General features: G+C 34.8%; 23 protein-coding genes and 1 riboswitch. All 23 genes read right to left on the bottom strand.

Annotated features, from left to right (window positions below):
• Positions 1-355 precede the first annotated feature (355 nt).
• A complete protein-coding gene (locus tag ACH6CY_RS05200) occupies positions 356-685 on the bottom strand; it encodes a hypothetical protein (RefSeq protein ID WP_374066211.1) in 330 nt (109 codons plus the stop codon).
• Between the two features lie 174 nt (positions 686-859).
• Entirely contained in the window at positions 860-1,516 is a 657-nt protein-coding gene (locus ACH6CY_RS05195; protein ID WP_374066210.1) for a response regulator, read from the bottom strand.
• A complete protein-coding gene (locus ACH6CY_RS05190) occupies positions 1,509-3,854 on the bottom strand; it encodes an ATP-binding protein (protein ID WP_374066209.1) in 2,346 nt (781 codons plus the stop codon). Before ACH6CY_RS05190 ends, ACH6CY_RS05195 begins: the two co-directional genes overlap by 8 nt.
• Before the next feature lie 329 nt (positions 3,855-4,183).
• Positions 4,184-4,390 carry a hypothetical protein gene (locus ACH6CY_RS05185; RefSeq protein WP_374066208.1) on the bottom strand — a complete coding sequence of 69 codons (207 nt, stop codon included), beginning with the start codon at positions 4,388-4,390 and terminating at the stop codon, positions 4,184-4,186.
• Positions 4,391-4,619: 229 nt separating this feature from the next.
• Positions 4,620-4,934: a hypothetical protein gene (locus ACH6CY_RS05180; protein WP_374066207.1), complete on the bottom strand. Its 315-nt coding sequence runs from the start codon at positions 4,932-4,934 to the stop codon at positions 4,620-4,622.
• Positions 4,935-6,148: 1,214 nt separating this feature from the next.
• The gene (locus ACH6CY_RS05175; protein WP_374066205.1) at positions 6,149-7,219 is read right to left on the bottom strand and encodes a helix-turn-helix domain-containing protein; all 1,071 of its coding nucleotides are present in this window, start codon (positions 7,217-7,219) and stop codon (positions 6,149-6,151) included.
• Positions 7,220-7,549: 330 nt separating this feature from the next.
• Positions 7,550-8,593, bottom strand: coding sequence for a MupG family TIM beta-alpha barrel fold protein (locus ACH6CY_RS05170; RefSeq protein ID WP_374066203.1), 1,044 nt, complete (start codon positions 8,591-8,593; stop codon positions 7,550-7,552).
• Positions 8,586-10,034 carry a PTS transporter subunit EIIC gene (locus ACH6CY_RS05165; RefSeq protein ID WP_374066202.1) on the bottom strand — a complete coding sequence of 483 codons (1,449 nt, stop codon included), beginning with the start codon at positions 10,032-10,034 and terminating at the stop codon, positions 8,586-8,588. The genes ACH6CY_RS05170 and ACH6CY_RS05165 overlap by 8 nt, the downstream gene beginning before the upstream one ends.
• A 21-nt stretch (positions 10,035-10,055) precedes the next feature.
• Entirely contained in the window at positions 10,056-10,949 is an 894-nt protein-coding gene (gene murQ / locus ACH6CY_RS05160; RefSeq protein ID WP_374066201.1) for an N-acetylmuramic acid 6-phosphate etherase, read from the bottom strand.
• Positions 10,942-11,796 carry a MurR/RpiR family transcriptional regulator gene (locus tag ACH6CY_RS05155; RefSeq protein WP_374066200.1) on the bottom strand — a complete coding sequence of 285 codons (855 nt, stop codon included), beginning with the start codon at positions 11,794-11,796 and terminating at the stop codon, positions 10,942-10,944. Before ACH6CY_RS05155 ends, murQ begins: the two co-directional genes overlap by 8 nt.
• Before the next feature lie 552 nt (positions 11,797-12,348).
• Entirely contained in the window at positions 12,349-12,816 is a 468-nt protein-coding gene (gene ribH / locus ACH6CY_RS05150; protein ID WP_374066199.1) for a 6,7-dimethyl-8-ribityllumazine synthase, read from the bottom strand.
• A 15-nt stretch (positions 12,817-12,831) separates the two neighbouring features.
• Entirely contained in the window at positions 12,832-14,025 is a 1,194-nt protein-coding gene (locus ACH6CY_RS05145; protein ID WP_374066198.1) for a bifunctional 3,4-dihydroxy-2-butanone-4-phosphate synthase/GTP cyclohydrolase II, read from the bottom strand.
• A gap of 12 nt (positions 14,026-14,037) precedes the next feature.
• The gene (gene ribE, locus ACH6CY_RS05140; RefSeq protein ID WP_374066197.1) at positions 14,038-14,691 is read right to left on the bottom strand and encodes a riboflavin synthase; all 654 of its coding nucleotides are present in this window, start codon (positions 14,689-14,691) and stop codon (positions 14,038-14,040) included.
• Entirely contained in the window at positions 14,692-15,783 is a 1,092-nt protein-coding gene (gene ribD, locus ACH6CY_RS05135) for a bifunctional diaminohydroxyphosphoribosylaminopyrimidine deaminase/5-amino-6-(5-phosphoribosylamino)uracil reductase RibD (protein WP_374066196.1), read from the bottom strand.
• 108 nt (positions 15,784-15,891) lie between these two features.
• A riboswitch (FMN riboswitch) is annotated at positions 15,892-16,040 on the bottom strand.
• Positions 16,041-16,105: 65 nt separating this feature from the next.
• Positions 16,106-16,627 carry a VanZ family protein gene (locus ACH6CY_RS05130; protein ID WP_374066195.1) on the bottom strand — a complete coding sequence of 174 codons (522 nt, stop codon included), beginning with the start codon at positions 16,625-16,627 and terminating at the stop codon, positions 16,106-16,108.
• Positions 16,628-16,919: 292 nt separating this feature from the next.
• A complete protein-coding gene (murB, locus tag ACH6CY_RS05125) occupies positions 16,920-17,825 on the bottom strand; it encodes a UDP-N-acetylmuramate dehydrogenase (RefSeq protein WP_374066219.1) in 906 nt (301 codons plus the stop codon).
• A 126-nt stretch (positions 17,826-17,951) separates the two neighbouring features.
• Positions 17,952-18,503, bottom strand: coding sequence for a cysteine hydrolase family protein (locus ACH6CY_RS05120; RefSeq protein ID WP_374066194.1), 552 nt, complete (start codon positions 18,501-18,503; stop codon positions 17,952-17,954).
• 1 nt (position 18,504) lies between these two features.
• A complete protein-coding gene (locus ACH6CY_RS05115) occupies positions 18,505-19,170 on the bottom strand; it encodes a TetR/AcrR family transcriptional regulator (protein WP_374066193.1) in 666 nt (221 codons plus the stop codon).
• 14 nt (positions 19,171-19,184) lie between these two features.
• Positions 19,185-20,195, bottom strand: a complete 1,011-nt coding sequence (locus ACH6CY_RS05110) for an ABC transporter permease (protein ID WP_374066192.1) — start codon at positions 20,193-20,195, stop codon at positions 19,185-19,187.
• Positions 20,192-20,914, bottom strand: coding sequence for an ABC transporter ATP-binding protein (locus tag ACH6CY_RS05105; RefSeq protein ID WP_374066191.1), 723 nt, complete (start codon positions 20,912-20,914; stop codon positions 20,192-20,194). The genes ACH6CY_RS05110 and ACH6CY_RS05105 overlap by 4 nt, the downstream gene beginning before the upstream one ends.
• A gap of 98 nt (positions 20,915-21,012) precedes the next feature.
• Positions 21,013-21,963: an ornithine carbamoyltransferase gene (gene argF, locus ACH6CY_RS05100; protein WP_374066190.1), complete on the bottom strand. Its 951-nt coding sequence runs from the start codon at positions 21,961-21,963 to the stop codon at positions 21,013-21,015.
• Complete coding sequence (gene carB / locus ACH6CY_RS05095; protein ID WP_374066189.1) at positions 21,963-25,190, bottom strand: carbamoyl-phosphate synthase (glutamine-hydrolyzing) large subunit; 3,228 nt, start codon at positions 25,188-25,190, stop codon at positions 21,963-21,965. The genes argF and carB overlap by 1 nt, the downstream gene beginning before the upstream one ends.
• Positions 25,183-26,280 carry a carbamoyl phosphate synthase small subunit gene (locus ACH6CY_RS05090; RefSeq protein ID WP_374066188.1) on the bottom strand — a complete coding sequence of 366 codons (1,098 nt, stop codon included), beginning with the start codon at positions 26,278-26,280 and terminating at the stop codon, positions 25,183-25,185. Before ACH6CY_RS05090 ends, carB begins: the two co-directional genes overlap by 8 nt.
• Between the last annotated feature and the right edge of the window lie 110 nt (positions 26,281-26,390).

The raw sequence follows: 26,390 nt of genomic DNA, 5'->3' as shown, positions 1-26,390 counted from the left end.
AATATTTCACAAACTACTCCTTCCTTAAACGGGTGAATCTCCAACAGAGTGAATAGTACTATAAAGCATTTATGTGAATTTTGGGTGAGAACCAAAGTTGTCATCTATAAATTTATAGCGTCACCTTTTAATAAATACCAACTACACAGCTGTAAAAACAATAAGTTATTATTCATGATTAAAGTAATGCGGTACTTTATAAGATTTTAAAATCGATATCAATATAAAACCGGGCCTAGGAAGAAAAAATCTATCAGGCCCGAACCATTTTCTGTAATTCATTAATAATTAAATCACATAGATATTTCATTAAATTTTGTTAAGCAGATATTTTAAAAATTCAAACTAGGAAAAATTATCTACGTGCTCCACGGTACCAATTAAATTTCGTAGTATACTTGTCTCCCCATCTTATATCGTCCCAAACAGAACCTGTCACTTTACTATTATAGGCTGTTTTACTAAGTAAAGTTCTACCATTTCGTGAATATTTAAACGAAGTGGATTTATATTTCGAACGACTGTAATTCCATGCGGCACCATTATATTTAATTTGAAAAACTTCTACAGAAGACGCTCCACTAGAAGCATTCCCAAAAGATGCCGCAAACGCTGTATTTCCACCTAATACAATTGTGCCAACTACCAACATCGAGCAAATAAACTGTTTCGTTTTCTTTTTCATAAAAATACCTACCTCCAATTTTTGTTAACTGTTGTTAATCAGTTGAAAAAATTCAAAGGATATCCTTACTATAGATTCTCTCATAGGTTCTGTAAAATTTCACCGTAAATCCACCTGCTATTTTCCACAACCTATTTGCGGGTATCCTAGTATGACGAAGTATAAATATATTCATCACATTAACTGCTTAGATAATAGTCCAAATTCTTTCGCTTTTAATAGCGCTTCTGTTCTTGAACCAACTCCTAGCTTTAAAAAAATTTTGGTTAAATGATATTCAATCGTTCGTTGACTCATGCGCAAATCAATAGCGATGACTTTATTGGTTAAGCCGTTTGCAATTCCATCTAATATTTGCTGTTCTTTACTAGATAATGAAATATCTCCCAAGTTTTGTTTTCCTTCACTAGATGAAGGTTCTGTGTTAATCCTTCTCAGTTGTGTTAATAACTGTAGTGGAATGACTGCTTCATCTCTCATTGCACATCTAATTGCGATGATCAATTGTTCTTTCGTTGCTGTTTTACTAATTAATCCTGCAACTCCTGCCTCAATTAAAAAATTATAATGAGCTATTAAATCAAATCCTGAATAAATAAGAACTCTAGCTTCTGGGTCAACTTTTAGTATCATTTTGGTAAGTTCAATACCGTTTATTTCAGGCATGTATAAATCTATTAAATATATTTCAAAATTATCATTTTTAATAATTTCCATGGCCTCATTAACAACTGTGACAACCCTTGCTTTTATATCAGTTTCTGTCTCTATAATCGTTTTAGTTCCCTGTCCTACAGACGGGTGATCGTCGACAATTAGTACATTAATCATAGCCAACATCTCCTGTGTTAATTTTAATTATCACCTGTGTTCCTTTTCCTAGAGCAGAGCTAATATCCACTCTTCCATCTATGCTTTTTATTCTTTCTCTAATACCCAAAATGCCCATTGTATCAAAAGAATGTTTTAGCTTTTCCCTATCAAATCCTTGACCATTATCAGTATACTTCATTGTTAATACCTGATTATTTTCTTGAAGGGATAAAGAAACTTCAGAAGCTAAGGAATGCTTCACTGCATTGTTTAAAAGCTCTTGTACTACACGATATAACATTAGCTCATATTCTTTATTAAATAGTTGAATGGAGTAATCAAGCTCAGATTTCAATACAAAATTCGCTCGTAAATTTGTCTGATCAATTAAATTTTTAATGGATTCAATAATGCCTAGTTCATTTAAAAAAGGAGGTCGAAGGTCATGACAAGTTTCTCTAATTAAATGAATATTATCGATAATTTTTTCTCTGAGATTGCATATATCGTTTTTTATAGCAGTATCTGTAACTCTATTATTTAAAGCTTCAAAATCTCTTAAAATCTGTAATTGTTCTTGAAGTACTGTATCATGTAAATCAATTGATAAATTTTTTCTTTCCTTTTCAGATAAAAAGAACATTAATCTAGATAGCCAAGGAGGATAATTCGAACTTTCTATTTCCAATTCGTTCTTATAATCCTCAATCTTCTCAACTAAGCGCTCAATTAACCGAAAATTCTCAAGTAGAATACTTGAAAAATAGACTAATGTTTCAATCCATATTTTTTCTTGAATATTTAAATTTGCTTTAGATTTCTTCATACCAAAAAATATTATGCGTTTATTATTGGAATTTTCACTAATAACTATTCCAAAACCGTCTACCATTTCTATTAAAGAGCCAGCTTGATAATTATCCCACCTCATACTTTCTACATATTCTACAAGAGACATCGGATAATTATTTCGGTGCTCAATAGACCATTTTTTTTTATTAACATCCGTAACTACTTCAATATATAGAACTTTTTTTACCATCAGTATATTTCTGATTTCATTTTTGAGGCTAGAAATTAAACTATCTACTTTTGTTTCATGTTTTGCCTTTTGAAAGAAAGTATATAAACTCGTTTCAAATTTGTTTTTTGGAGCCAATAAATGATGTTTCATTTTATAGTCTAGATATTCTTTGATATATAAGAGTAGGATGGTACCTGTAAATATAAGAAATAAAATAATCATAGCTAAACCAGATAAAAGGTCAATATTAAGAATTAGACATAAACATAACAGGCTGATAATAGAAAACGGGAATGATAGTAAAGCATAGTATCGTAACTTATTCAATAAAAACTCAATATCAAATAACTTCTCTGCTTGATATAAATAAATAAATGTTATGGGAATGATAATTAAGAAAATAGACGCAATTTTAGCTGGAACTAGCTCGTTTTTAAAGAAAATTTTAGGAATTGTATATAAACTGATGAAAGGACTAAAGCCCAAAAATAAAGCAACCCAAAGAATTTTTAAAACATTACTTTTTTCAGTGTTTTTGTATGTAAAATAAAATTGTATCAGATGAAAAAATAAATGACCGATTAAGGATAGAAGAAAAAGTAATTGGATGGTCACAAAATTAACATTAAAATTATAAAATAAAAGATTACCAATCATCAGTGCTAAAATAATAAAATAGGTTATATATATGGTTACGATTGATCTATTTTTTATAAACGTGACATTAAAATTTAATAATAAATAACCTTTAATAAAATGAATAAATAAAATTAGAGAACCTGGTAATGTAATGGTATTCAATATTGTTCCAATAATATCACCGCGTGTAGACCCAGACGAACTCAGATAACTAATTCCTAAGGACAATAAAAAATAGATTAGAATGATTGACAATTTGTCTTTTTCTTTATTTCGGTATAGAAACATACTTAATACTATAGTCATAAGGATAAATAAAAACGGTAAGATAGAATACACTACTTGCTGTGCATTCAAATAACTATACGAGGTAAAAAGTGTTTGAACGGCTTCATTTTTATCTCGTATAGTTATCGTTTTTGTCTTCTCTACCCTGTCAAAAAAAACTACGGTAGAATGTTGTTCTGGTTTTTTACCATCAACAAATTCCAATATATCCCCTTTTTCTATCGATTGGGTGGACGCCCAGCTGTTTTCACGTACTTTCGTTACCACCCAATGATTGTTTTCTTTTTCCACCTCCATGCCTATCAACGGAAACTCTATAACCATCACAACAAAATAGTACACTACACCAAATGTGAATAGTATTGGAAGCAAGCTAAATAGGTTCGTTTTTTTAGACTTTTTCATTTTAACTCCTTGAAAGATGAATTAATATTTTATATTCATACTATTATTGCCAATAAAAAGTATTCTGCTTGTCTTTCTGGTTAAAAAATACATTCAAAATCGCTTCCCAACCCCAATTAGACTTACTTTCTCTTCTTTTACTTATCCCAACACATCAGCGTTAGGTATCAAAAAACGAACCATATTTTGCATTTTTATTTTCCTCCTGAAATTTATTAGTTAATAAATATATTTGGATAGCAAATTAATATGGTATTGATTAAAATTAAGTTTTTTTAGTTCATTTATTATTTTATTTTGGTATAATTTTTTAATTAATTCTGTATACATTATAGCGCCTGTTTCAACAATTTTTTTAATATTTCACTTCTTTCAATATGTTCAGCGTAATGCTCATGCACAAAATCGAGTTCTTCATCTTTATTATTCAATAAGTAACTGATAGGGAGTGTGAATTTACAATTTATTAAGTCATTCTTTTCCTTCCATTCTTTAAGATCTGCTAAAACGTTATTGATTTCCCTAACCATTCCCATATATTTAGTATAAGTCTCTACAGCAATTGGATAATCTTCATCTGCTAAAACAGAACCTATTAAACAAGATGGTCATTTGGTATTAGCTTTAATACTTTATAAAATAAGTTAAAAATTAATGAATCTTCCTTACTGCATTTCATGGTGGTTGTATTGTCCTTTCTTCTAATACCTATCAAACAAGTGTATGACAAGCAGATAATCAAAATTGTATAGTTTACTAAGGTCATCAACAACTGAAATCAGGTCCAAAGGTTAGTATTCTTCCTAAAGCGTATTGTAAATAGATCAGTTGATCAAAAAACCATAAATAATTCTGAACTTCATCCCATATAATTTCTCCACCAAGAATAATCCACCCAAGATACTGATCTATCATTAGCAATTCTTCACCTTTTGGTTCTCCTGGGAATTTGACAATCCATGGTGAAATGATTGATGTCCCTACGTAAACAATTGTAATTAAAACAACCGGAATTAAGAAGTTTGAAATTATACCTTTACCCTTTAAACAATTGCTTATCTTTATTACATAATACCGCATTATAGTAACCGTTAGAGAAATTAAAGCATATAACAAACATCCCCCAAAAATTCTATAGCCAAATAGAAAAAAGATGTTGGAAAAACAAGCAAGATACCTAATAGCTTAAAATTACTCCACATTTGAATCCATCTAACCTTAGCTTTCCAATATATCCATGACTTTAATTGAGTCCATAACTCCATTTACTTCCCCCACCATAATAAGTTGAAAGGGAATTTTATCCCCCTTTCAACTTCAAAGATTATAGTCTTAGTACTATGTTGTAGCTCTCCATCCAAATCGAGAAAAATAGTTCAAAATACGAAAAGCTGTTATAGAACTAAGCGCTACAGTACCAGCAATTATAGCTGCAAAAATTGTTCCGCCAAGCCGATTTTAAAATGATACTATAATACATATGTCGAAATGTCTAATTATATACTATAATACCAAAAATTGTTTTAAAATTCTAGTAACTAGTTGAAACTCCACTAAATATTTACTATTTAAACTAAGTGGAGCATAAATGAGGGAGTTGTTTTAGAAATCTCTATCATTTTAATTCCCTTAAATATCTCTATATCCTTAACACTGTTACAGTTGGTAATCCTCAAACTGAAGGGATAAAATAAATACTAACGGTTAATGGAATTGCTTCTCCACTGGAGCAACATTCCATACATATCGATCAGTAAAAAGAAATGGATAAAGTATTTGTTAAAGTAGGAGGAAAGGAATAAAAAGGGTAGCAGTTGTTTTCTTACAATAATGAAGAGATCGATAGACAATGAGAACAAAATAATGTAAAAATTGATAAAGTATTAAAATAAATAACAAAGATCATGGAAAAAAATATTCAACTCTCTGATTTAGAACAGTTGAAAACAGAAAAAGAGATTTAAATCTTGGTTATACAGAAAATGACATTGATGAGTAAAAACTCACTAACGTCATTTTTTCATTCTATGTTTCAAATTAATCGTGTAATTTCTATTCCAACATTATTAAATGTATGACAGAATGATACTTGAACCGCAGAAATAAACTCGTTTCCAGATCGATGAATCAAGCACTTGTGCCCATTATGTATCGGTTTAAGAGATCTAATGGAGAAGATTTTAAAAAATACTGACACCTAAAAGCCTGTTGGAAGCTATTACTTAAAAGAGATACCGAACTATTTCATACACCTTACAACTATTATCGTTTATTTGGTTAACGCTTAGAAGCATTTATAATTTTTCAGACAAAAAGTCTTTCATTCGTTTTAAAGCATTGTTATACTCAATGTTATTTGCTAGCTCTGGATAAAATTCATTATCAAGTGTAGATTTTACAAGTTTTTTTCTTGTTTCCATTTGTAGAGAAGCATCCAGTTTCAATTTAACATTACTAAACAATGAATGTGAACTAAAGTCATAAGGGAAATCAATCAAACGCTTAACAAATTGATAATACCATTTTGCACTCTCTGTATATTGTCCGTCAGAGAGATATATCATAGCTATCGCATGGCTAGAGTAATCAAGGTTATTCTCAAAAATCTTGTGAAGTTTATGAGATAGCTCATAATATTGTAATGCTCTAGTTTGATTACTTTCTTTTAACGATTTCCCCATGAAGTCTAGTAAGAAACAGACTTTATTAACTGTTTCGAATAGCTGAAAACTTCCATATTCAATAATTTCTTTCTTTTTATTTTGTTCTTGCAATACCGCTAAATACAATGGAGACGTATCAAGTTGTTGTGTCGAGATTTGTTCTAGTAATGATTCGGTCTTAGAAAATTCTTCTAACATTAGATATACCTGTGCTTGAATAAAAAGGGATTGTTCTCTAATTTCAGGATTTGAACTAAGTTCTAATGCTTGAAGTAATTGTAACGCGTTTTCTAAACGAATTTTAATTTTGTCTTCATCACTTAGCTCATCATATCTAGCAAATAAAACTAATTTACTAGCAATTGATAATTTAAGATTTTCTGAATTTGGATATTCAACGATATACTTTTCTGCAATTTCCTGAGTTGCTTCATAGGAAGATGAAACAAATCGCTTATCTAGTTCAGCTGTTATTTCTCGATACTTCTCATCAGATAACGCTTTACTAAAACTAAGTAAAGTGTTTAAGTCGGTATTCAAAGCTCTTGCTAACGGACTTAAAATCGATATGTCTGGAAAAGATGTTCCGGATTCCCATTTACTTACGGCACTTGTACTAACTCCCGTCAAAGTAGCTAACTTTTCTTGTGTTAAACCCATGGCTTTTCTTAATTGGCTGATGTTTGTTGATATACTCTTCATTAGAAGTGCCTCCTACATTAATCTTATCATCAGCTCAGTATTTTACAACGGAGGGGTGTTCAACCTATAGCCAAATAAACTTGAACAATAGGAACAAATAATATATCTACTATATCTAATTTCTAAAAAACAATCGACGTATCAAAACTTTTTTATGAGCAGTGAATTGATTGGTTTTTCCCTTAACAAAGAGTAATAAGTCTAATGTTCATACGAATATCGAGATTTTCATACCATTTTTCACGAGAAAAAACGTAGATCTAATCGTTACTAATTAGGTCTACGTTTTCATTATTCACCATATACTTCCATTTATACTACTAGCGCTTATTACATCTTAACAAATCGAATTTTATCACCATTTTTAATACAATCTACAATAGGAATATAAGCGTCTGCAATTTGGCCGATAACATTCACGCGTTCATCTCTGATGTGATTTTCACGCATGATTTGTATCTCTCCAGAATAACGTTTATATCTCTTATTATCTATTGTAATGGTTCCTCTAAAACGATCGAAGCATTGATGTGGTTCAATTATTTCACCTTGACTTGCGTATTCCCTTGATTCTTGCAATCGCATGAGACTTTTTGGAGAATCAATTCTAATTGTAAATACTTGATTGTATAGATGACTGTTTTCTTCTTCAAATGTAACTGGGATTGTTATTATTTCACCGCTTCGATACGCTTCTATCATTTGCAGCTGTTCGTTTGAAAGTAGCACATCACCTATAAATACTTGATTCACTACACTATTTTTGATTAAATCAAGATACGCAACATACGGTGGACAATTTCGATGTTTTTCTAATGTTGGTAAGCCCTCATATATAGGGCCGCGCAATGCTGCATCTCCCGGAATAAAAGCAATAAGATTTACAGATTGCTTTTGTGAAACAATTTGATTTATTGACTGAAATAAGTCGAGATCTAAACCTGTTTCAGGCCTAGGATAAAAATTGTGCATAGCATATAATTCATTAGCCTCTACTAAATAAGGGTCAGTTATATCAATCGTAGAAGCATTTAATGCTATTGGAGTTGTTTGCGCAAACTGCTTAAGCTCTTGTTTACTAAAGCCATAATCAAGTCGTAAAACAGAAACATATAGCTCTTTCATCAGACTTAAAACATCCGCAACACCAAATATCCTTAATGTTTTTGGCGACACATCTGCTATAATCTGAAAATCATGTTGATGTAACCACAAACACATTTCTCTTGCCTTTGATACATAGTTTGTATCAACCTCTTCTTCAATGTGAAATGAAGTAAAGACATAACTGTTTGTACCTTTTACCTCCTTCAACATTGGTATTTGTTTTTCAAAAGTTGATACATACACTGAGAACCCGAGCGGTTTAAGCATTCGCTACATCCTCACCTTTGATAAATAATCGTGTAATAATAAAACCACCAATATAAGAAATAAAAATACCTATAACGTAATGAATCATTTTATCCGCCTGCATTAGAGGAACAGCAACAAGTCCTGAAGGCCCCCAAGCATTTGCCATTACTTGCGCCATCATTACATACGCTCCTCCAAAACCTGCACCTAGTCCTGCAGTAATAAACGGTTTTCCTAATGGTAATGTAACCCCGTAAATTAAAGGTTCACCAATCCCTAGAATTCCAGCTGGTAACGCACCTGCGACTACTTGCTTCATACGTTGATTACCAACTTTTTTACTAATAAGATAAATTGCGATCGAAGCACCGACCTGACCTGCGCCTGCCATTGCCAAAACTGGAAATAATGAAACGCCGCCTAGTACTTCTAATTGGATTGCATAAATTGGAATTAATCCATGATGAAGACCGAGTAACACCATTGGCAAGAAAGCTGCTGCTAAAATATATCCAGAAATGATACTTACTATCGTATTATCAGAACCGATAATTACACTTAATCCACTTACAAGCCAATCAGAGAAGATACCTGATACAGGCATAATGACAAATACGAATAAAGCGACTGTGATAAGAAGTGTTAAAACTGGAGTAACAATTAGATCTAGTACATCTGGTATCCGTTTGCGTAGCGCTTTTTCTATCTTCGCTAAAATGAACACACCAAATATAACACCGATGATACCACCTTTTCCTGTGGTTAAAATGGAATTTAGTGGTTGTTCTGCATCATAAAGGCCAAAAAGACTAGAAAGCTCGATAAGTGGGGAAGCGATTGAAATTGCCCCAACCATTCCACCTAATGCCTCCGTTGCGCCAAATCGTTTCGCTGCATTTATCCCAGTGAAAATTGCAAAATAACCTAAGAAACCTGTTCCAATTAGAGAAAATAGTAATCGTGTTGCTTCCCAAAATTCTCCTGTTAGCGTTCCTTCTCCTTGTAATGTGCCAATCAATCCACTAAAGCCATTAAAAATACCAGCTGCTATAATAGCAGGAATCATCGGAATAAAAATTCCAGAAATTGTTTCGAGTGCAGCTTTTAGTTTTCCTTTTTTCTGTTTTTGTTTTATAGATTCCTTATTTTCCTGCCAATTACCTGTTACTTTTTGATCTCCATCACTCATTGGCGCTTGATCCTCAGATATGTTATATCGTTCCAGCAACAAATCAGCTAGCTTTTTAGCTTTTCCAGGACCTACAACAATTTGAATGGTTTCAGCTTCAACAACACCCATCACACCATCTAATTGCTTTAAACTTTCAATATTCACCTTTTTCTCATCTCGCACACGAATTCGTAAACGTGTCATACAATTCGTTGCTGCTTGAATATTCCCTTCTTCTCCAACTCGTTTAACAATTTCATCAATTAATTGTTCATTTTGTTTTGACATAATATCCACTCTCCTATCTTTTTATTGTAATGTCTTTCTGATATGTCCATTTGCCCTCGTAAGACTTGCTTTAGCCGTTGCTGCATTACATCCCAATAGAATCATGGTAATCGCCAACTTCACATTCCCATCACTCTCCTTTAATTTGAGCTCTGCTGTCTCTATATCTACATCTGTAGCAGCCATCACAATACGTAATGCTCTTGTTTCTAATTTTTGATTGGAAGTTTTTAAATCAACCATTAAATTTTTATATACTTTGCCAATTCCAACCATAGAAATAGTAGAAAGCATATTTAAAATTAACTTTTGAGCAGTCGCAGCTTTTAATCTGGTAGAACCTGATAAAACTTCTGGTCCTGTTACGACTTCAATAGGAATATTTGCAACTTCTCCAATTTGAGAGTTTTGATTACAAGCAATAGCAACCGTTTGTGCACCTATAGCATTCGCATAATTTAAGGCGCCAATGACATACGGCGTACGTCCACTAGCCGCTAACCCAACAACAATGTCATTTTCATTTATCTCTAAATCTTTAAGATCTTGCTCAGCCAAAGACATATTATCTTCTGCACCTTCTACTGCTTTAGTAAATGCTTTCTCTCCACCAGCTATGAGACCAACCACCATCTCATGCGGAGTCCCAAATGTTGGTGGGCATTCAGCTGCATCAAGTACACCTAACCTACCGCTTGTACCAGCTCCAACGTAAATTAACCTACCTTCATTTTCAAAAGATGAAATAATACCTTTCACTGCTTGTTCAATATTTGGTAGCGCAGATTCAATTGCTTTGGCAACCTGCTGATCTTCTTGGTTCATAACTGTCAACGCTTCTATTATAGACATTTGGTCAAGATTTAATGTCCTTGTATTCTGCTGTTCTGTTGTCATTTTATCTAGGTTAATCATTTGGATTAGACCCCTTTCTTATCTGATTCTTTTCTAAAATTTTTATTGATTTTTCATACTGCATATTTACATATGATGTATATAAAATATCTACTAAATTCAATTGAGATATACGTGAGGACATCGCCCCGCTTCGGAAAGCGTATTCATTTGCTGCAACAAATAACTTGTAGTCAGTTAATTCAGAAATAGTTGAGTTTCCATACTTCGTTATAGAAATGAGCCTTGCTTGATTTTCTTTCACTGTTTTTGCGCATTGAACCATTTCTTGTGTTTCTCCTGAATAGGAAATCACTATTCCAATGTCATTTGATGTCATATTCCTAGCCATTAGTAATTGTGTGTGCCAATCTTCTGCTACATAGACCATTTTGTTAATTCGAGTAAATTTAAGTTGTGCATCCTTTGCAACAATTAATGAAGCACCTATCCCAAACAAAACCAGCTTTTCACAATCATGGATTAATTCAACACAATCGCCTATGACATCATAATCAAGCAAACTCGCCGTCTCTTCTAATGATAGAATGTTCTTATTTGTTACTTTATCAATTACTTCTTTAACACTATCAGCTTGGGTTACATCAGCAATCTTTTTATTTTTATAATTTTTCCTTACCGCTTGTTCGTATACTAATGATTTGGAAAATTCCTTATACCCAGTAAAACCATTCTTTTTACAAAGTCGAATAATGGAAGATGGTGAAGAAAAAGTTTGTTCTGCTAACTGATAAATCGTAAGTTTTGAAGCTTCTTCTGGATACTTTAAAATATATGAAATAATCCCCTGCTCTGTTGTACTTGCCTGATCAATATACTCCTTTAATCGAATTGTTGCGATTTTCACTCGAGTGATCCCCCTTGTTACATTTTCATCATAATAACCTCGAAACTTAGTGTCAACAAAATAGATAATTTACGAAACATTGTACCATATATTGAAATTTTTCAACGTTTTTTTATTAATCACATGAAACTTTCACCTTTTTATTAAAGTAATTTAATGTTCTTTAGCTACTATGTTAATCTTCACTACATCCATGCTATGATTCAGCTACCATTTCACACCTTTAACACGAAGGCAAAGGAGATTAAGACAAGATATAAAGCAACGAATGAAAAGCAGATGAGCATCCTTAACACACTTATTATGGATGCTCATCTGCTTTTCATTCGTATAAATAATTTAGCAGTTAATAGATGCGATACGCCTGAAAAATAAAAAACTTTTCTCCGTGTAATAGATTTTTTGTCCAATGAGAACAACACAAACTGAAATTCCATTTATTAAGCGGGTATTTAAGAGAAAATGAACGCAACGGCACAGCCCCCTACAGTTAGATTTTTCACTCTAATTGTAGGGGGCTGTATCAACATTACGTTTATTTTTGCACAATGATTAATTTATATTATTAAGCAAGTTGGCCATCTCAATTGCAGATACAGCTGCTTCTGCACCTTTATTTCCTGCCTTCGTACCAGCTCGTTCAATTGCTTGTTCAATCGTTTCTGTTGTGAGCACACCAAATATCACTGGTAAATCAGCATCCAACGCTACTTTTGACACACCTTTTGAAACTTCTGCACAGACATAATCAAAGTGAGGTGTAGCACCTCTAATGACCGTGCCTAAAGTAACAACTGCATCATATTTTCCTGAGGAAGTCATTCGTTTTGCGACTAATGGTATTTCAAAAGCTCCTGGAACCCATGCAATTGTTATATTTTCTTCCATAACGCCATGACGACGTAGTGTATCTTCTGCTCCACCTAATAGCTTGCTTGTAATAAATGCATTAAATCGTGCTACAACAATCCCAATTTTTAAACCTGTTCCTACTAAATTACCTTCAATTATTTTTGCCATGTTCAACTTCTCTCCTTACCCTTTTAATAAATGTCCTAATTTTGATTTCTTTGTACTTAAATATTTTTCATTATCTTTATTTGGTGGAATCTGAATTTCTTTTCGTTTCACAACATCGATTCCATACTCGGTCATACTAGCAATTTTTCTCGGATTATTTGTTAGTAATATTAACTGCTTTACTCCGATGTCTCTTAACATTTGTGCACTAATCGAATAATCACGTAAATCATCAGGAAATCCTAACTGATGATTGGCTTCAACAGTATCATATCCCTCTTCTTGCAATTGATAGGCTCTAAGTTTATTTAACAAACCAATGCCTCTTCCTTCTTGTCGCATATAAATTAATACACCTTTACCTGTTGCATCTATTTCAGTCAATGCTTTTTCTAATTGAGGACCGCAATCACAACGCTGTGATCCAAATACATCTCCAGTTAAGCATTCGGAATGAATGCGTACCAAAGGCGTATCATCTGGTGCTACATCTCCTTTTACTAACGCCAAATGCTCTTTTTTTGTCCATTTTTCAGTGTAAGCAATTAATTTAAAATCACCGTAACTAGTTGGTAATTTTATTTCAACTTCTTTTTGAATTAATGTATCAAATTTTTTCCGATAAGCAATCAGATCCTGAATAGAGATAATTGGCATACTTTCTTGTTTAGCTATTTTTTTAAGTGTAGGTAAACGTGCCATTGTCCCATCTTCTTGCATAATTTCACAAATAACTCCTGCTGGATAAGAGTCTGCTAAGCGCGCTAGATCAACTGCAGCTTCTGTATGCCCCGCCCGTTCTAATACACCTGCATCTTTTGCAATCAGTGGAAATACATGCCCTGGCCGTTTAAAATCTGTTGCTATAGATTGTGGGTCAATTAATTTTTGAATCGTTGATGATCGTTCATATGCACTAATCCCAGTATGTGCATCTTTATAGTCGACACTAACCGTAAATGCCGTACCGTGTAAATCGGTATTCCGAGTAACCATATCCTCTAACCCTAGCTTACTAGCCGATTCCTTCATTATTGGCGTGCAAATTAACCCACGTCCTTCTTTTGCCATATAGTTAATCACTTCAGGAGTTGCATGTTCTGCCAAAGCAACAAAATCTCCTTCATTTTCTCTATTCTCATCATCAACAACAATAATTACTTTCCCTTTTTTTAATGCTGTTAAGGCCTCTGGTATCGTGTTTAACATAACTGTTTCCTCCTAATCAATGAACCCATGATCTCTTAAAACATGTTTAGTAATTTGACTAGTCTGTTTGTTTCCTGCGTTATTTCTTATCAAATTTTCCATATACTTCGCTAACATGTCGTACTCTAAGTTAACTAGATCGCCTTGTCGTTTCTCACCTAAAATCGTCTTCTTTTGTGTTTCAGGGATTAAGGAGATAACAAAATAGTCTTTTTCCACGTCAAAAATAGTTAAAGATGTGCCATCTACGGTAACAGAGCCTTTTGACATCAAATACTTCATATCCTTTTTATCTACTTTAATTGAGAAATATCGTGCATTTGCTTCCGTCCATATTTTTGAAACCTTCCCTACCTTATCAACATGACCTGATACAAAATGTCCACCAAATCGACCATTTGCGTGCATGGCTCTTTCTAAGTTGACATCCGTACCTACGTGAACTTGTGATAAAGATGAAAATCGAAACGTTTCCGGCATCACATCAACAGTAAATTGATCGGAAAGAAATGAAGTAACAGTCAAGCATACACCATTTACAGCTATACTATCGCCAACTTTCACATCCGAAAGAATCGTCTTCGCTTGAATGACTAGACTTAAACTATTTGCTTGTTGTTTTACAGATAAAATCGTTCCTTTTTCCTCAACAATTCCGGTAAACACTTACTCCGCCTCCTGTTTTGGATGAGCAATTACTTTTATATCTAACCCAATCTGTTTTATTGAATCAATAATCAACTCTTGTGCGTCCACCATCTTGTCTGGTGATTCTCCAGTAACTGTCGTATATGCGTCTGATCCACCTAATAGTTTTGGAGCAATATACCAATGACAGGATTGAAATAATTTTCCAGATAGAAATGAACCGTGTAACGTACTCCCTCCTTCCACATATAAAGATTGAACCCCCATTTCACCAAGCTGATCTAAAATCGCTGTCAATTGAATGATGGGTGTCGCTTGCTGTAATAGTTTCACGTGAGGAAATGTATTTTGAAATGCGTTAGTTTTTGCTTTACTTCCACACACAATCCATGTAGGTGCTTGGTGATCACGTAGAAGATTACTTGCGTGATTTATCGATAAATGGGTATCTAAAACAATACGAATGGGATTTATTCCACCTTGGGGTAGTCTAGTGGTTAACTGCGGGTTATCTTGTTGAATCGTGTTGACACCGACCATAATAGCATCATGGATAGAACGCTCACTATGAACATCAAGCCTTGCTTCTTTAGAGGTAATCCACTTACTATCGCCTGTTTTGGTTGCGGTTTTACCGTCTAACGTCATAGCTGCTTTTAAAGTTACATATGGTCGTTTATATGTCACGTAATGAAAAAAATGTTTATTTATCTCTAACGCTCTTGCTTCCTTCATTCCAACTTCTACTGCAATTCCTGCCTGCTTTAATTTTGCAATCCCTTTACCTGCTACTTTGGGATTCGGGTCAACACAAGCAATATATACTTTTTTCACATGACGATCGATTAATAAGTCTGCACACGGAGGTGTTTTTCCATCATGTGCACAAGGCTCTAAGGTTACATATACCTCTGCACCTTCTGCTTTTCCCCCCGCTTGATCGATTGCAATCACTTCTGCATGGGCATGACCAGCTTGCAAATGGCTCCCCATACCTACAATACGTCCATCTTTAACAACTACTGCACCAACTGATGGATTAGGACTTGTTTGTCCCATTGTACTCTCTGCTAGCGATAACGCAATGTCCATGTAATTTTCCTTGTTCATATGCATCCACTCCTTTGTTGTGGAAGCATAGAAAAACCCCAGATCAGTTGATTCTGGGGCTTTATTAGCGTCAATAAATAAACATATCTTATTAGCTATGTTTGTTCGTCATTCCTTTTCCCATCCAGACTTTCACTGTCGGCTTTGGATTTTCACCAAATCCACCTTCACACATATGTGCTCCGGGTCACGGACTTAAGATAGTTACACCATCTATCACCGTCGGTCGGGAATTACACCCTACCCCAAAGGAATTACCTATTCGATTGTTCACAGTTTAACATAGTTAATTCAGATACTCAAGTGTTTTTCTTTTGCATATCTATGCACTTCTGTTTTTTCTTGTACATTGAATCGCCTTATAATAGCTAAACCTAACTGTTGTAAATAAGACAAATCCAAGTACTGCACCTAGTGTATTAAAAAACAAATCATCTACAGTCGCCAATCGCGTTGGTGTGAAAAATGTTTGGGTTAACTCTATCGTTAATGAGGAAGAAAAGCCCATTAACAAAACAATAAATAAATGTCTTGTATGTTTAAATAAATATGGAACAAAAATACCGAGCGGGACGAATAATAATACATTCCCTAGAGAATATAACAATTGATACATTAGATACCCATCTGCCATATGAAGTAAATTATAAAAAAGATTGATATCAAAACTAATTGCGCCTTCTTTTGCTAGTTCATTAGTGAAATAAAATGGCTCCATAGTTAAATAAATCACTGATAGTAAATAGACAAAAAACAGATTTATAATTACTTCTCTAAAAAACCGAAATTTTCCTTTATGAGATAAATATCGGTTTCCTCTATACCATAACCATAACAATGTCAATATCGAGTAGATGACGGTGGGATCAAGACTAATCATTTGTTAAATCCTTTCTTAACTTTCATTCATTATATCCATATCTATGTAAACAAACTACTTGTCCATTCTAGTTTTTTTTATTCTAGTACAGTTTTAACCATTTAGTTACCTTCACTAAAGCGTGTTTATATCATTCGTGTGTGAACATAAATTATTGACTTTCATCATGTGAATCTTACTATAGTCGGCATAGCTATTTTTTTCAAAAATAAATGCAGCATACCTCATAAAATAGGTATGCTGTAAAGTGAGCGATTTAATCTTCTCCTATAATACGAACTTCTCGTTCCAGTTCAACACCAAATTTTTCTTTGACGGTTCGCTGCACCATCTCTATTACAGCAATATAGTCGGATGCCGTCGCATTATTTTTATTGACAATAAAACCAGCATGTTTAGTTGAAACCTCTGCACCACCAACACCTTTTCCTTGTAAATCACTATCCTGAATAAGCTTTCCAGCGAAATAGCCTGGTGGTCGTTTAAATACACTGCCACATGACGGGTACTCTAACGGCTGCTTGGACTCTCTTTTATACGTTAGGTCATCCATCACTGCTTTAATTTCCTTCTCTTCTCCGGGCTGTAACCGGAAATGCGCTTCTAGTACAATATATCCTTTTTCAGGAATATTACTAGACCGATAACTTAAATCTAATTCGGATGCATCAAGTGTTAATAACGTACCACTCCGATCAACAACAACCGCTTTCTCTAAGCAATCTTTAACTTCTCCTCCATAAGCACCTGCATTCATATACAAAGCGCCTCCGACTGTCCCTGGAATACCGCAGGCAAATTCAAGACCTGTTAATTTTTCATCTAATGCACGATAAGATACGTCAATAATACGTGCACCACTCTCAGCAATGAGTAAATCTCCATCACGACGGATGCTAATAAAGCGTTTCGGACTCATCACAATACCACGAATCCCACCATCACGTACAATCAAATTTGATCCATTCCCCAATAAGGTAAACGGAATTTTCGTCTTATTCGCATAACGAATAATCGCTTGCACTTCTTCTATACTAGCTGGTGTAACAAAGAAATCTGCTTTCCCACCTAGTTTTGTATACAAATAATTTCTTAACGGTTCATTTATTAAAATATTTTCTTTAGCCGTGAGTTGGTTTAATTCTTGTAAAACAATAGACATTTGCTCCATAATTATCATCCTTTAAACTGTCATAATGACACATGTCATAAACTACACAACCTAAATTATAGCAGGAGACTAGCCTATTAGCCAACATAGATTTTCGGAAATTTTTGTATGTATATGTCAGATCACTTTTGCTCCAAGTGTACTAGTGAAATGCGCAAGTGCCCATTCATGTCCTGGTTGATTAAAGCTAGCAACTGCATCTTTATGAATCACAATGTTAAATCCTTTATTGTAGGCATCCACCGCTGTATGTAAAACACAAATATCTGTACACACACCAATGATATGCAGTTCTTCAATTCTCCGTTCTCTAAGTTTTATTTCTAGATCAGTTCCAGCAAATGCGCTGTAACGTGTCTTATTCATATAATAAACATGTGATTTTTCCTCTATTTGTTTGTATAACGTATGCAATTGCCCATAAAGCTGTCTTCCTTTAGTCCCTTCTATATTATGAGGTGGAAACAATTTTGCCTCAGGATGATAGTTATCCGTTTTCTCATGTTTATCAATAGCAAATACGATAAAATCCCCAGATGCCACAAATTGTTTTGTAATAGCGATCACCTGATCTTCAATTACTTGACCTGGTTCTCCACAAGTTAACTTTCCGTCTTCTGCAACAAAATCATTCGTATAATCCACATGAATCAAAGCACGCTTTGCCATTTTATTCACTCCTATGATCATATTGTAAACCATCTAAAATAAATTGTATCACATGTTCAATCTCTTGTTCCTCATTTATTATAGACTCCGTCATGAAAATATAACGATGTAATATAAATCCCAATATAGTCGATAGTATAAACCGAAGACTTGTATCTACTGGAAAATCCTTCAACTTTCCTTTTTGCTGTAAGCTTTCCACCCTTTCTTTCACATTTGGATAAACTTTTAGTAGAAATGTTTGTTTAAACGTTTGTTGTATTTCTGGATGAAAAGCTATTTCTTGAAGAATGATTCGAATCATTGAAACATTTTTCTTTACAAATCTTACTCGATTGTATATAAATGTACGTAATAGCTCCTCTAAATCAATCTTGTCTGGATCAAACACTTCTTTTATCATTTGATCAGCAAAATAAGGAACTGCCAACTTCAAAATACCTGGTTTAACAATTGCCATTAATAAATCTTTTTTCGAAGGATAATGACGAAAGATAGTACCTTCCGCAACACCTGCCTGTTTAGCAATTTCGCTAGTAGATGTTGCTGCATATCCATTTTCAGCAAAGTTTTCAATTGCCTTAGTTAAAATAGCCGCCTTCTTTTCTGTTAATTTAACTGGTTCTCCGTCCACTTCTAATAATTGTTGAATATAACCTTTGTCCATTATTGTTTTCACCCTTATTTACGATATACTATCAGTGTAACTAGGTTGAGGATAAAAAATAAGCTGGAAAATCCAAGCAAAATGAATAGATCTAAGCTAACCTCACCAAAGCCATTTTCTTTAATCATAACATCTGTTAGTGCAGAGGCACCATATTTAATTGGCATGACTCGACCAATTCCTTCTACCCATGCAGGTGCATTATCTAATGAAAACAACCCTGAAAAAAATGCTTGCGGAACAATAACAATCGGAATGAATTGCATCATTTGAAATTCATTTTTGGCAAAAGTCGATAGAAGCATTCCTAAAGTTAGTGCTGTTAATGCAAGCAGCAACGTAATAATCATAACAAGCAGTATAGAGCCTTGCATTGGGATAGCTAATATATACACACTAAAGATAATTACTACAATGGATTGAATCATTGCAAATACGCCAAAACCTGCTAAATAACCGATGATGATTTCCCAGCTTCTTATAGGTGTTGCAAATAACCGTTCCATTGTACCTTGGGATTTTTCTCGTAAAAAAGAAATACCTCCAACTAAAAAAACAAAAAAGAATGCAAAGTAACCGATTAATACTGGGCCTACATAGTCAAACGTTGTTTCTACTTCTGCTTGATAATAATTATTTACTTCTAATTGAACATTTGAGTCGTTCGTTGCTGAAAGCGCGCGTTGCAATTGCATTAACAACGCTTTCTCTGTATTAGGTTGACTATTATCCACGGTGAGTAGTAATCGCTGATCTTCTAACGTCAATATAGCTTGGATATTCCCATCTTCTAAATCTTGATGTGGTGTAGTCGTTTCCAGTATTTCCATGTGATTTCCTTCGATTTGTTCTACTAGTAGATCGGGAACATCTACAACTGCAATTGCATGATTCTCTACTTCCTGATCAAGTACCATCCAAGTTAAGATTAAAATGAGTAGTGGTGCTAAAAACAATAAAGCTAATGTTCGTTTATCTCGAATAAATTGTTGAATGATTCGTGTAATAATCGCGGCTATTTTCATGATTGAACACTTCCCAAGTGTAAAAATGCTTCCTCAATCGTTGCTACACCGGCTTGTTCCTTTAATGCATTTGGCGTACCGCTAGCTAAAATACTCCCATTTCGCAAAAGCCCTAAACGATCACATCTTTCCGCTTCATCCATTACGTGTGTCGTAATTACTACAGCAACACCTGCCTTTTTCAATTGCTCAAAGCTATTCCAAATTTGATTTCGAAGGACAGGATCTATCCCAACGGTTGGTTCATCTAAAATTAATATTTTCGGTTCGTGTAGTAAAGCAATTGCAAGTGACAAACGTCTTTTCATTCCACCTGAGAAATGCTCGACTCGCTTATGTTTATCTGATAATAACCCAACTTGTTGCAACACTTCCGTTATCCGTCTTTTTCGATAGGAACCTTGCATTCGATACAGTTTGGCAAAGAATGCTAAATTTTCATTAGCAGTTAGTTCATCATAAAGTGCATCAGCTTGTGCCATATAACCAATGTCATTTAATTTCTTTAAATTAGGCATCTGCACAGCATCTACTTGGATTAAACCGCTTATTGGTGTTAATCCACCAATAATCGCCTTTACTAAAGTGGTTTTTCCAGATCCAGAAGGTCCCAGTAATCCATAAATTTCACCTTTATTAATCTGTAGTTGTATGTCCTTTAGCACCACTTCTTTTCCATAAGCTTGATTTAATTGTTCTAAATGAATAACTGAACACATTTGCTCATCCCCTTTATAATAAAAAGTGAGTGATCACTCACTTTTTATTATAAAGGATTATCTAGTAATGTAAAGACCTAATTTTTAGGGGCAAGAGATCAGACCTCTTGCCCCATTAGTGCTATCATCAATGCTTTTTGAGCATGTATACGGTTTTCTGCTTCTTGAAAAACAACGGAATGCCCTCCGTCTATAACGGCAGCGGTGACCTCTTCACCTCGATGCGCTGGTAAGCAATGCATAAATGTATAATCCGGTTTTGCATGTATCAGGAGTTCTTGGTTGACTTGATAAGCTGAAAATAATTTTTCTCGTGCTTGTTGTTCACTCTCTTGTCCCATACTCGCCCATACATCCGTATAGATCACATCCGCATCTTGTACTGCCTCAATTGGATCAGTTGTAATTGTAATGCTTGAACCAACAGCAACCTCTTTCGCCTTTTGAACAATTGTCTCATCTGGAAGGTAACCTTCTGGTGCAGCCGTACTAAAGTGCACTCCCATTTTAGCTGCACCTAGCATGAGTGAATGTGCCATATTGTTTCCATCACCGATATATGCAATTTTCAATCCGGATAACGTACCTTTAACTTCTTGTATCGTTTGCAAATCAGCTAGCACCTGACAAGGATGATACGTATCTGTTAACCCATTAATCACTGGTACACTAGCATTATTTGCTAATTCTTCTACATCTGCTTGTGCAAAGGTGCGAATCATGATCCCATCTAAATAACTTGACAATACTTTGGCGGTATCTGCAATCGTTTCTCCTCTACCAAGCTGGATATCATTCGAACTTAAAAATAATCCTGTCCCGCCAAGTTGGTAAACACCAGCTTCAAATGATACCCGTGTTCTGGTAGACGACTTTTCAAAAATTAAACCTAGTACTTTACCCTTTAATGGTTGATAGACTTTCCCTTGCTTTTGATTTAGCTTTATTTCTTTTGCTAAGTCTAATAGATATTCAATTTCCTCTGGTTGATAATCAGCAAGGGTTAAAAAATCTCTTCCCTTTAGCTGTAACGCTACACTTTGCTTCATCAACGTAACGCCCCCTCTTTTATATTCACACTTTTTTTCTCTGTTTGAAAATCACTTATCGATTTCGGTGCTTCTAGTATTTGTGTCATTGCTTGTATATATGCTTGTAATGTCTCGTTAGCTGATAAACAAATAGCTCCTGCTTGCAATGTGCTTTCTCGCAACTGTTTACTTGCTTCATCAATCCTCGTACTGCATACGAGACAAAAATTTTCTTCATTATTCATGACAATAGCCGATTGGATAGACTCTATTTGATCCACTTTCACTCTTTTTTTTCGTAAAAGGTTAGCTGTATCATCATCAGCAACAATCTTTCCTGTAATTGTCCGCAAAGCAGTTACCACTTTCTCATCTACTTCTTTTAGTGATAAATAAATAGCCTTATCTGATCTGATCGGGTGAAAAAATTCTTTCTTCCATCCAAATGCTTTTGCCATCGCAGAATCTACGGTTGACCCAATCCCAATCGCTTCTCCTGTTGATTTCATTTCTGGTGCTAGAATTGGGTCTACTCCTGGTAATTTATTCGTTGAAAACACTGGCATCTTTACTGCATAAAACGGGATATCCTGATGCAATCCAAGATTCCATTGTTGCTGGTTTAATTTTTCCCCCATTTGAACTCTAGTTGCCAAATCAATCATCGGCACACCTGTCACCTTACTGGCAATTGGAACAGTTCGAGAGGCTCTTGGATTCACTTCTAAACAAAAAATCGTTTGTCGATCTTCACTAATGACAAATTGGATGTTGATAATCCCTTTCATCTTTAAAGCAGCCGAAATTTTTCTCGTATAAGCTTCGATGGTTTGTTTTTCTACTTCAGAAAGACTTGGTGAAGGAAAAATAGCAATGCTATCTCCCGAGTGAACTCCTGCTCTTTCAACGTGTTCAAAAACACCAGGTATAACAATGTCTTCTTCATCACATACCGCATCCACCTCAACTTCACTTCCTTGAATAAAGCGATCGATTAACAAAGGAAACATTTGAGTATAAGCTGTGCTTTGTTCCAATTGTTTTAAATAAGTGATTAGTTCGGTTTCGTTTTGAAGAATAACCATTCCTTGACCGCCAATCACATAAGACGGACGAAGTAAAATAGGATAGCCGATGGTTTCGGCAACATCCTGTGCATCTGCCATCGACATAACCGTATCTCCCGGAATATGAGGAATATTTATTTTTTTTAATAATTGATAGAATTGATCTCTATCCTCCGTTGCCTCGATCACACTTAAATCCATACCAGTTATCTCTATCCCTTGTTCTACCAAATCCTCTGCTAGCTTAATAGCTGTTTGACCACCAAACTGAACAAGTACACCATCCGCTTGTTCTTTTTTTACAATTTGTATGACATCTTCTGCAGCTAATGGTTCAAAATAGAGATGATCTGCTGTATTAAAATCTGTACTCACTGTTTCAGGGTTGCTATTAACAACAACCGCACCAATCCCTTGTTCCTTTAGAGACATCGCTGCATGTACAGAACAGTAATCAAATTCTACCCCTTGCCCAATCCGAATAGGACCTGAGCCAATTACAACGATGCGGCGCTTTCCTGTTAAGGGTATTACTTCATCTTGTTCATTCCATGAGCTATAAAAATATGGTGTATCAGCTCCAAATTCAGCTGCGCATGTATCCACCATTTTATATGCCGGTACAACAGACTCCTGTTCTAAACGAACTTGAACCTCTAGATCAGAGACACCCCAAATAGATGCTAATGTTTTGTTTGAAATACCATAATGCTTGGCCGTCTTCAAATCACCTTGATAGATTTCTTCCCATTTCTTTTGTTTTAAATCTTTCTCTATTTTTATCATAGCAGCAATTTCATGTAAGAAAAATTTCGTTATTTCAGTTATCTCATGCAATTGGTCGATTGTATAACCACGACGAAATGCTTCAGCAACAACAAATAACCGTTCATCTGTTGGGTTAACTAATGCTTGCTTAATAGAATCATTACTCCAAGCTTCTAAAGCTGGAAGTCTTAACTGATACAAACCGATTTCAAGTGACCGAATTGCTTTATTGAGTGCTGTTGGAAAATTCCTCGCTAACGCCATTACTTCTCCAGTTGCCTTCATCTGTGTTCCAAGCAAACGCTTTGCTTGAAAAAATTTATCAAATGGCCAACGTGGTATTTTCACTGCAATATAATCAATTGCTGGTTCAAAGCTAGCATACGTATCTCCTGTAATTGGATTAAGCACTTCATCCAAGTGATAACCTAACGCTACTTTAGCAGCTATTCTAGCAATTGGATATCCCGTTGCTTTAGATGCAAGCGCACTTGACCTACTTACTCGAGGATTTACTTCGATAATAATATACGCATTACTTAACGGATTTAGAGCAAATTGAATGTTACATCCACCAATTACACCAAGCTCTCGAATTACTTTTATAGATGATGAGCGTAGCATTTGATATTGATCATCTGTTAGCGTTTGGGATGGTGCAACAACAATGCTATCACCAGTATGCACACCAACTGGATCAACATTTTCCATATTACAAACAATTACACATGTATCGTTTGCGTCACGCATTACTTCATACTCTATCTCTTTCCATCCCTTTACACTTTGCTCGATCAATACTTGATTAATTGGACTAGCATGAATCCCTTGTTTAACAATCCGCTTTAAATCAGAGGTGTTATCTGCAATACCTCCACCAGCACCACCTAATGTGTAAGCAGGGCGAACAATGATTGGATAACCGACTTGCTCAGCAAACATTAGTGCATGCTCAATCGAGCTTGTGGACACACTCTCTGCTATCGGTTCATCAATCTGTTTCATCATTGACTTAAAAATTTCACGATCTTCCCCTTTTTGAATTGTCTTTAATGGTGTACCTAATAATGTAACACTGTATTTTTCCAATACACCTGCTTCTGTTAATTCCATTGCTAAATTTAGGCCCGTTTGTCCGCCTAATGTAGGCAGTAGACCATCTGGTTTTTCTTTTGCAATAATTTGGTGTAACGAATCCAAGGTTAAAGGCTCTAAATACACGTGATCTGCAATATTTTCATCTGTCATTATCGTTGCCGGGTTATTATTGACAAGTACGACCTCCACCCCCTCCTCTTTGAGAGCGAGGCAAGCCTGTGTACCCGCATAATCAAACTCAGCTGCTTGCCCAATAACGATCGGACCTGAACCGATGACTAATACCTTCTTAATCTGATCAAGCTTAGGCATGCTGCTTCACTTCCTTTTTACTTAACCGTTCAACAAAATGCTCAAAAATCTCTTGTGTATCTTTTGGACCTGGATTTGCCTCAGGATGGAATTGGACTGTTGTAATATCCAAATGCTTGTGTTTTAACCCTTCAACCGATTGATCATTTACATTTCGATGTGAAATAGTCCAGTCCATATTGTTAATTGATACATCATCAACAACATAGCCGTGGTTTTGGGACGTAATATAAACCTTTCCTGTTACTAAATCTTTTACTGGATGATTACTCCCTCGATGCCCGTATGGTAGACGTTTCGTTGTGCCTCCAAAAGCTAGTGCAATGAGCTGGTGCCCTAAACAAATCCCTAATGTAGAATAGGTTTGTGCGACTTGCTTTAGTGTTGATAATTGGCCTTGTAAATTGAATGGGTCACCTGGTCCATTGGAAAGAATAACTCCATCGGGATCTATTCGTTTAATAGAAGCAAAAGAAGTGTCGTAAGGAACAACTGTCACCTCACAACCTAACTCGACTAATGAGTGGGTAATGGAATGTTTATATCCAAAATCAATCACAACAACATGGGCTTTTTGATGAAAAGAAGGAGAGTCTAAAGCTTTATATTGTTGCATGGACGTAACAGAGACCTGCTTTACGAGGTTAGGATTGACTTTACAAATCGTTGGTTTATCTACTTTATCAGTCGTGATTTTTCCATATACTTCTCCATGCTGACGAATGATGCGTGTTAATGCACGTGTATCTACCCCTTGTAACGAAGGAATGTCATATTTCGTTATCATGTCCTTTATAGAATAAGCGGATTGATAATGATCTGGTTGATCACAAGCTATTCCGATAATCAAACCAGCCAACGCCGGATAATAGCTTTCTTTTGTCGTATCATTACAACCATAATTTCCGATCAATGGATAAGTAAGTGTAACAATTTGTCCTGCATAAGAAGGATCTGTTAAAATTTCTTGATAGCCGGTCATCGCGGTATTAAAAACCATTTCACCTTCTTGTTCGATTGGGTCACCTAGAAATTCTCCTTCCAATACATCCCCTGTGTTTAAAACAAGGTAACCTGTTTGTTTTGTCATCTTTCTCCCTCCAGTCAGTTGTTCATGATTATACTTTTTAATTAATAAATATACACCTATCTCAAAATAAAACTAGCGTGATGCTAGTTTTTAATTTCTAATCTAAGTCA

Origin of the sequence: Paraliobacillus sp. JSM ZJ581 (assembly GCF_044383835.1) — a bacterium.
Classification (GTDB): domain Bacteria; phylum Bacillota; class Bacilli; order Bacillales; family Amphibacillaceae; genus Paraliobacillus.
The sequence above is the reverse complement of the archived record's forward strand: the minus strand, read 5'-3'. Positions and strand labels throughout refer to the sequence as shown.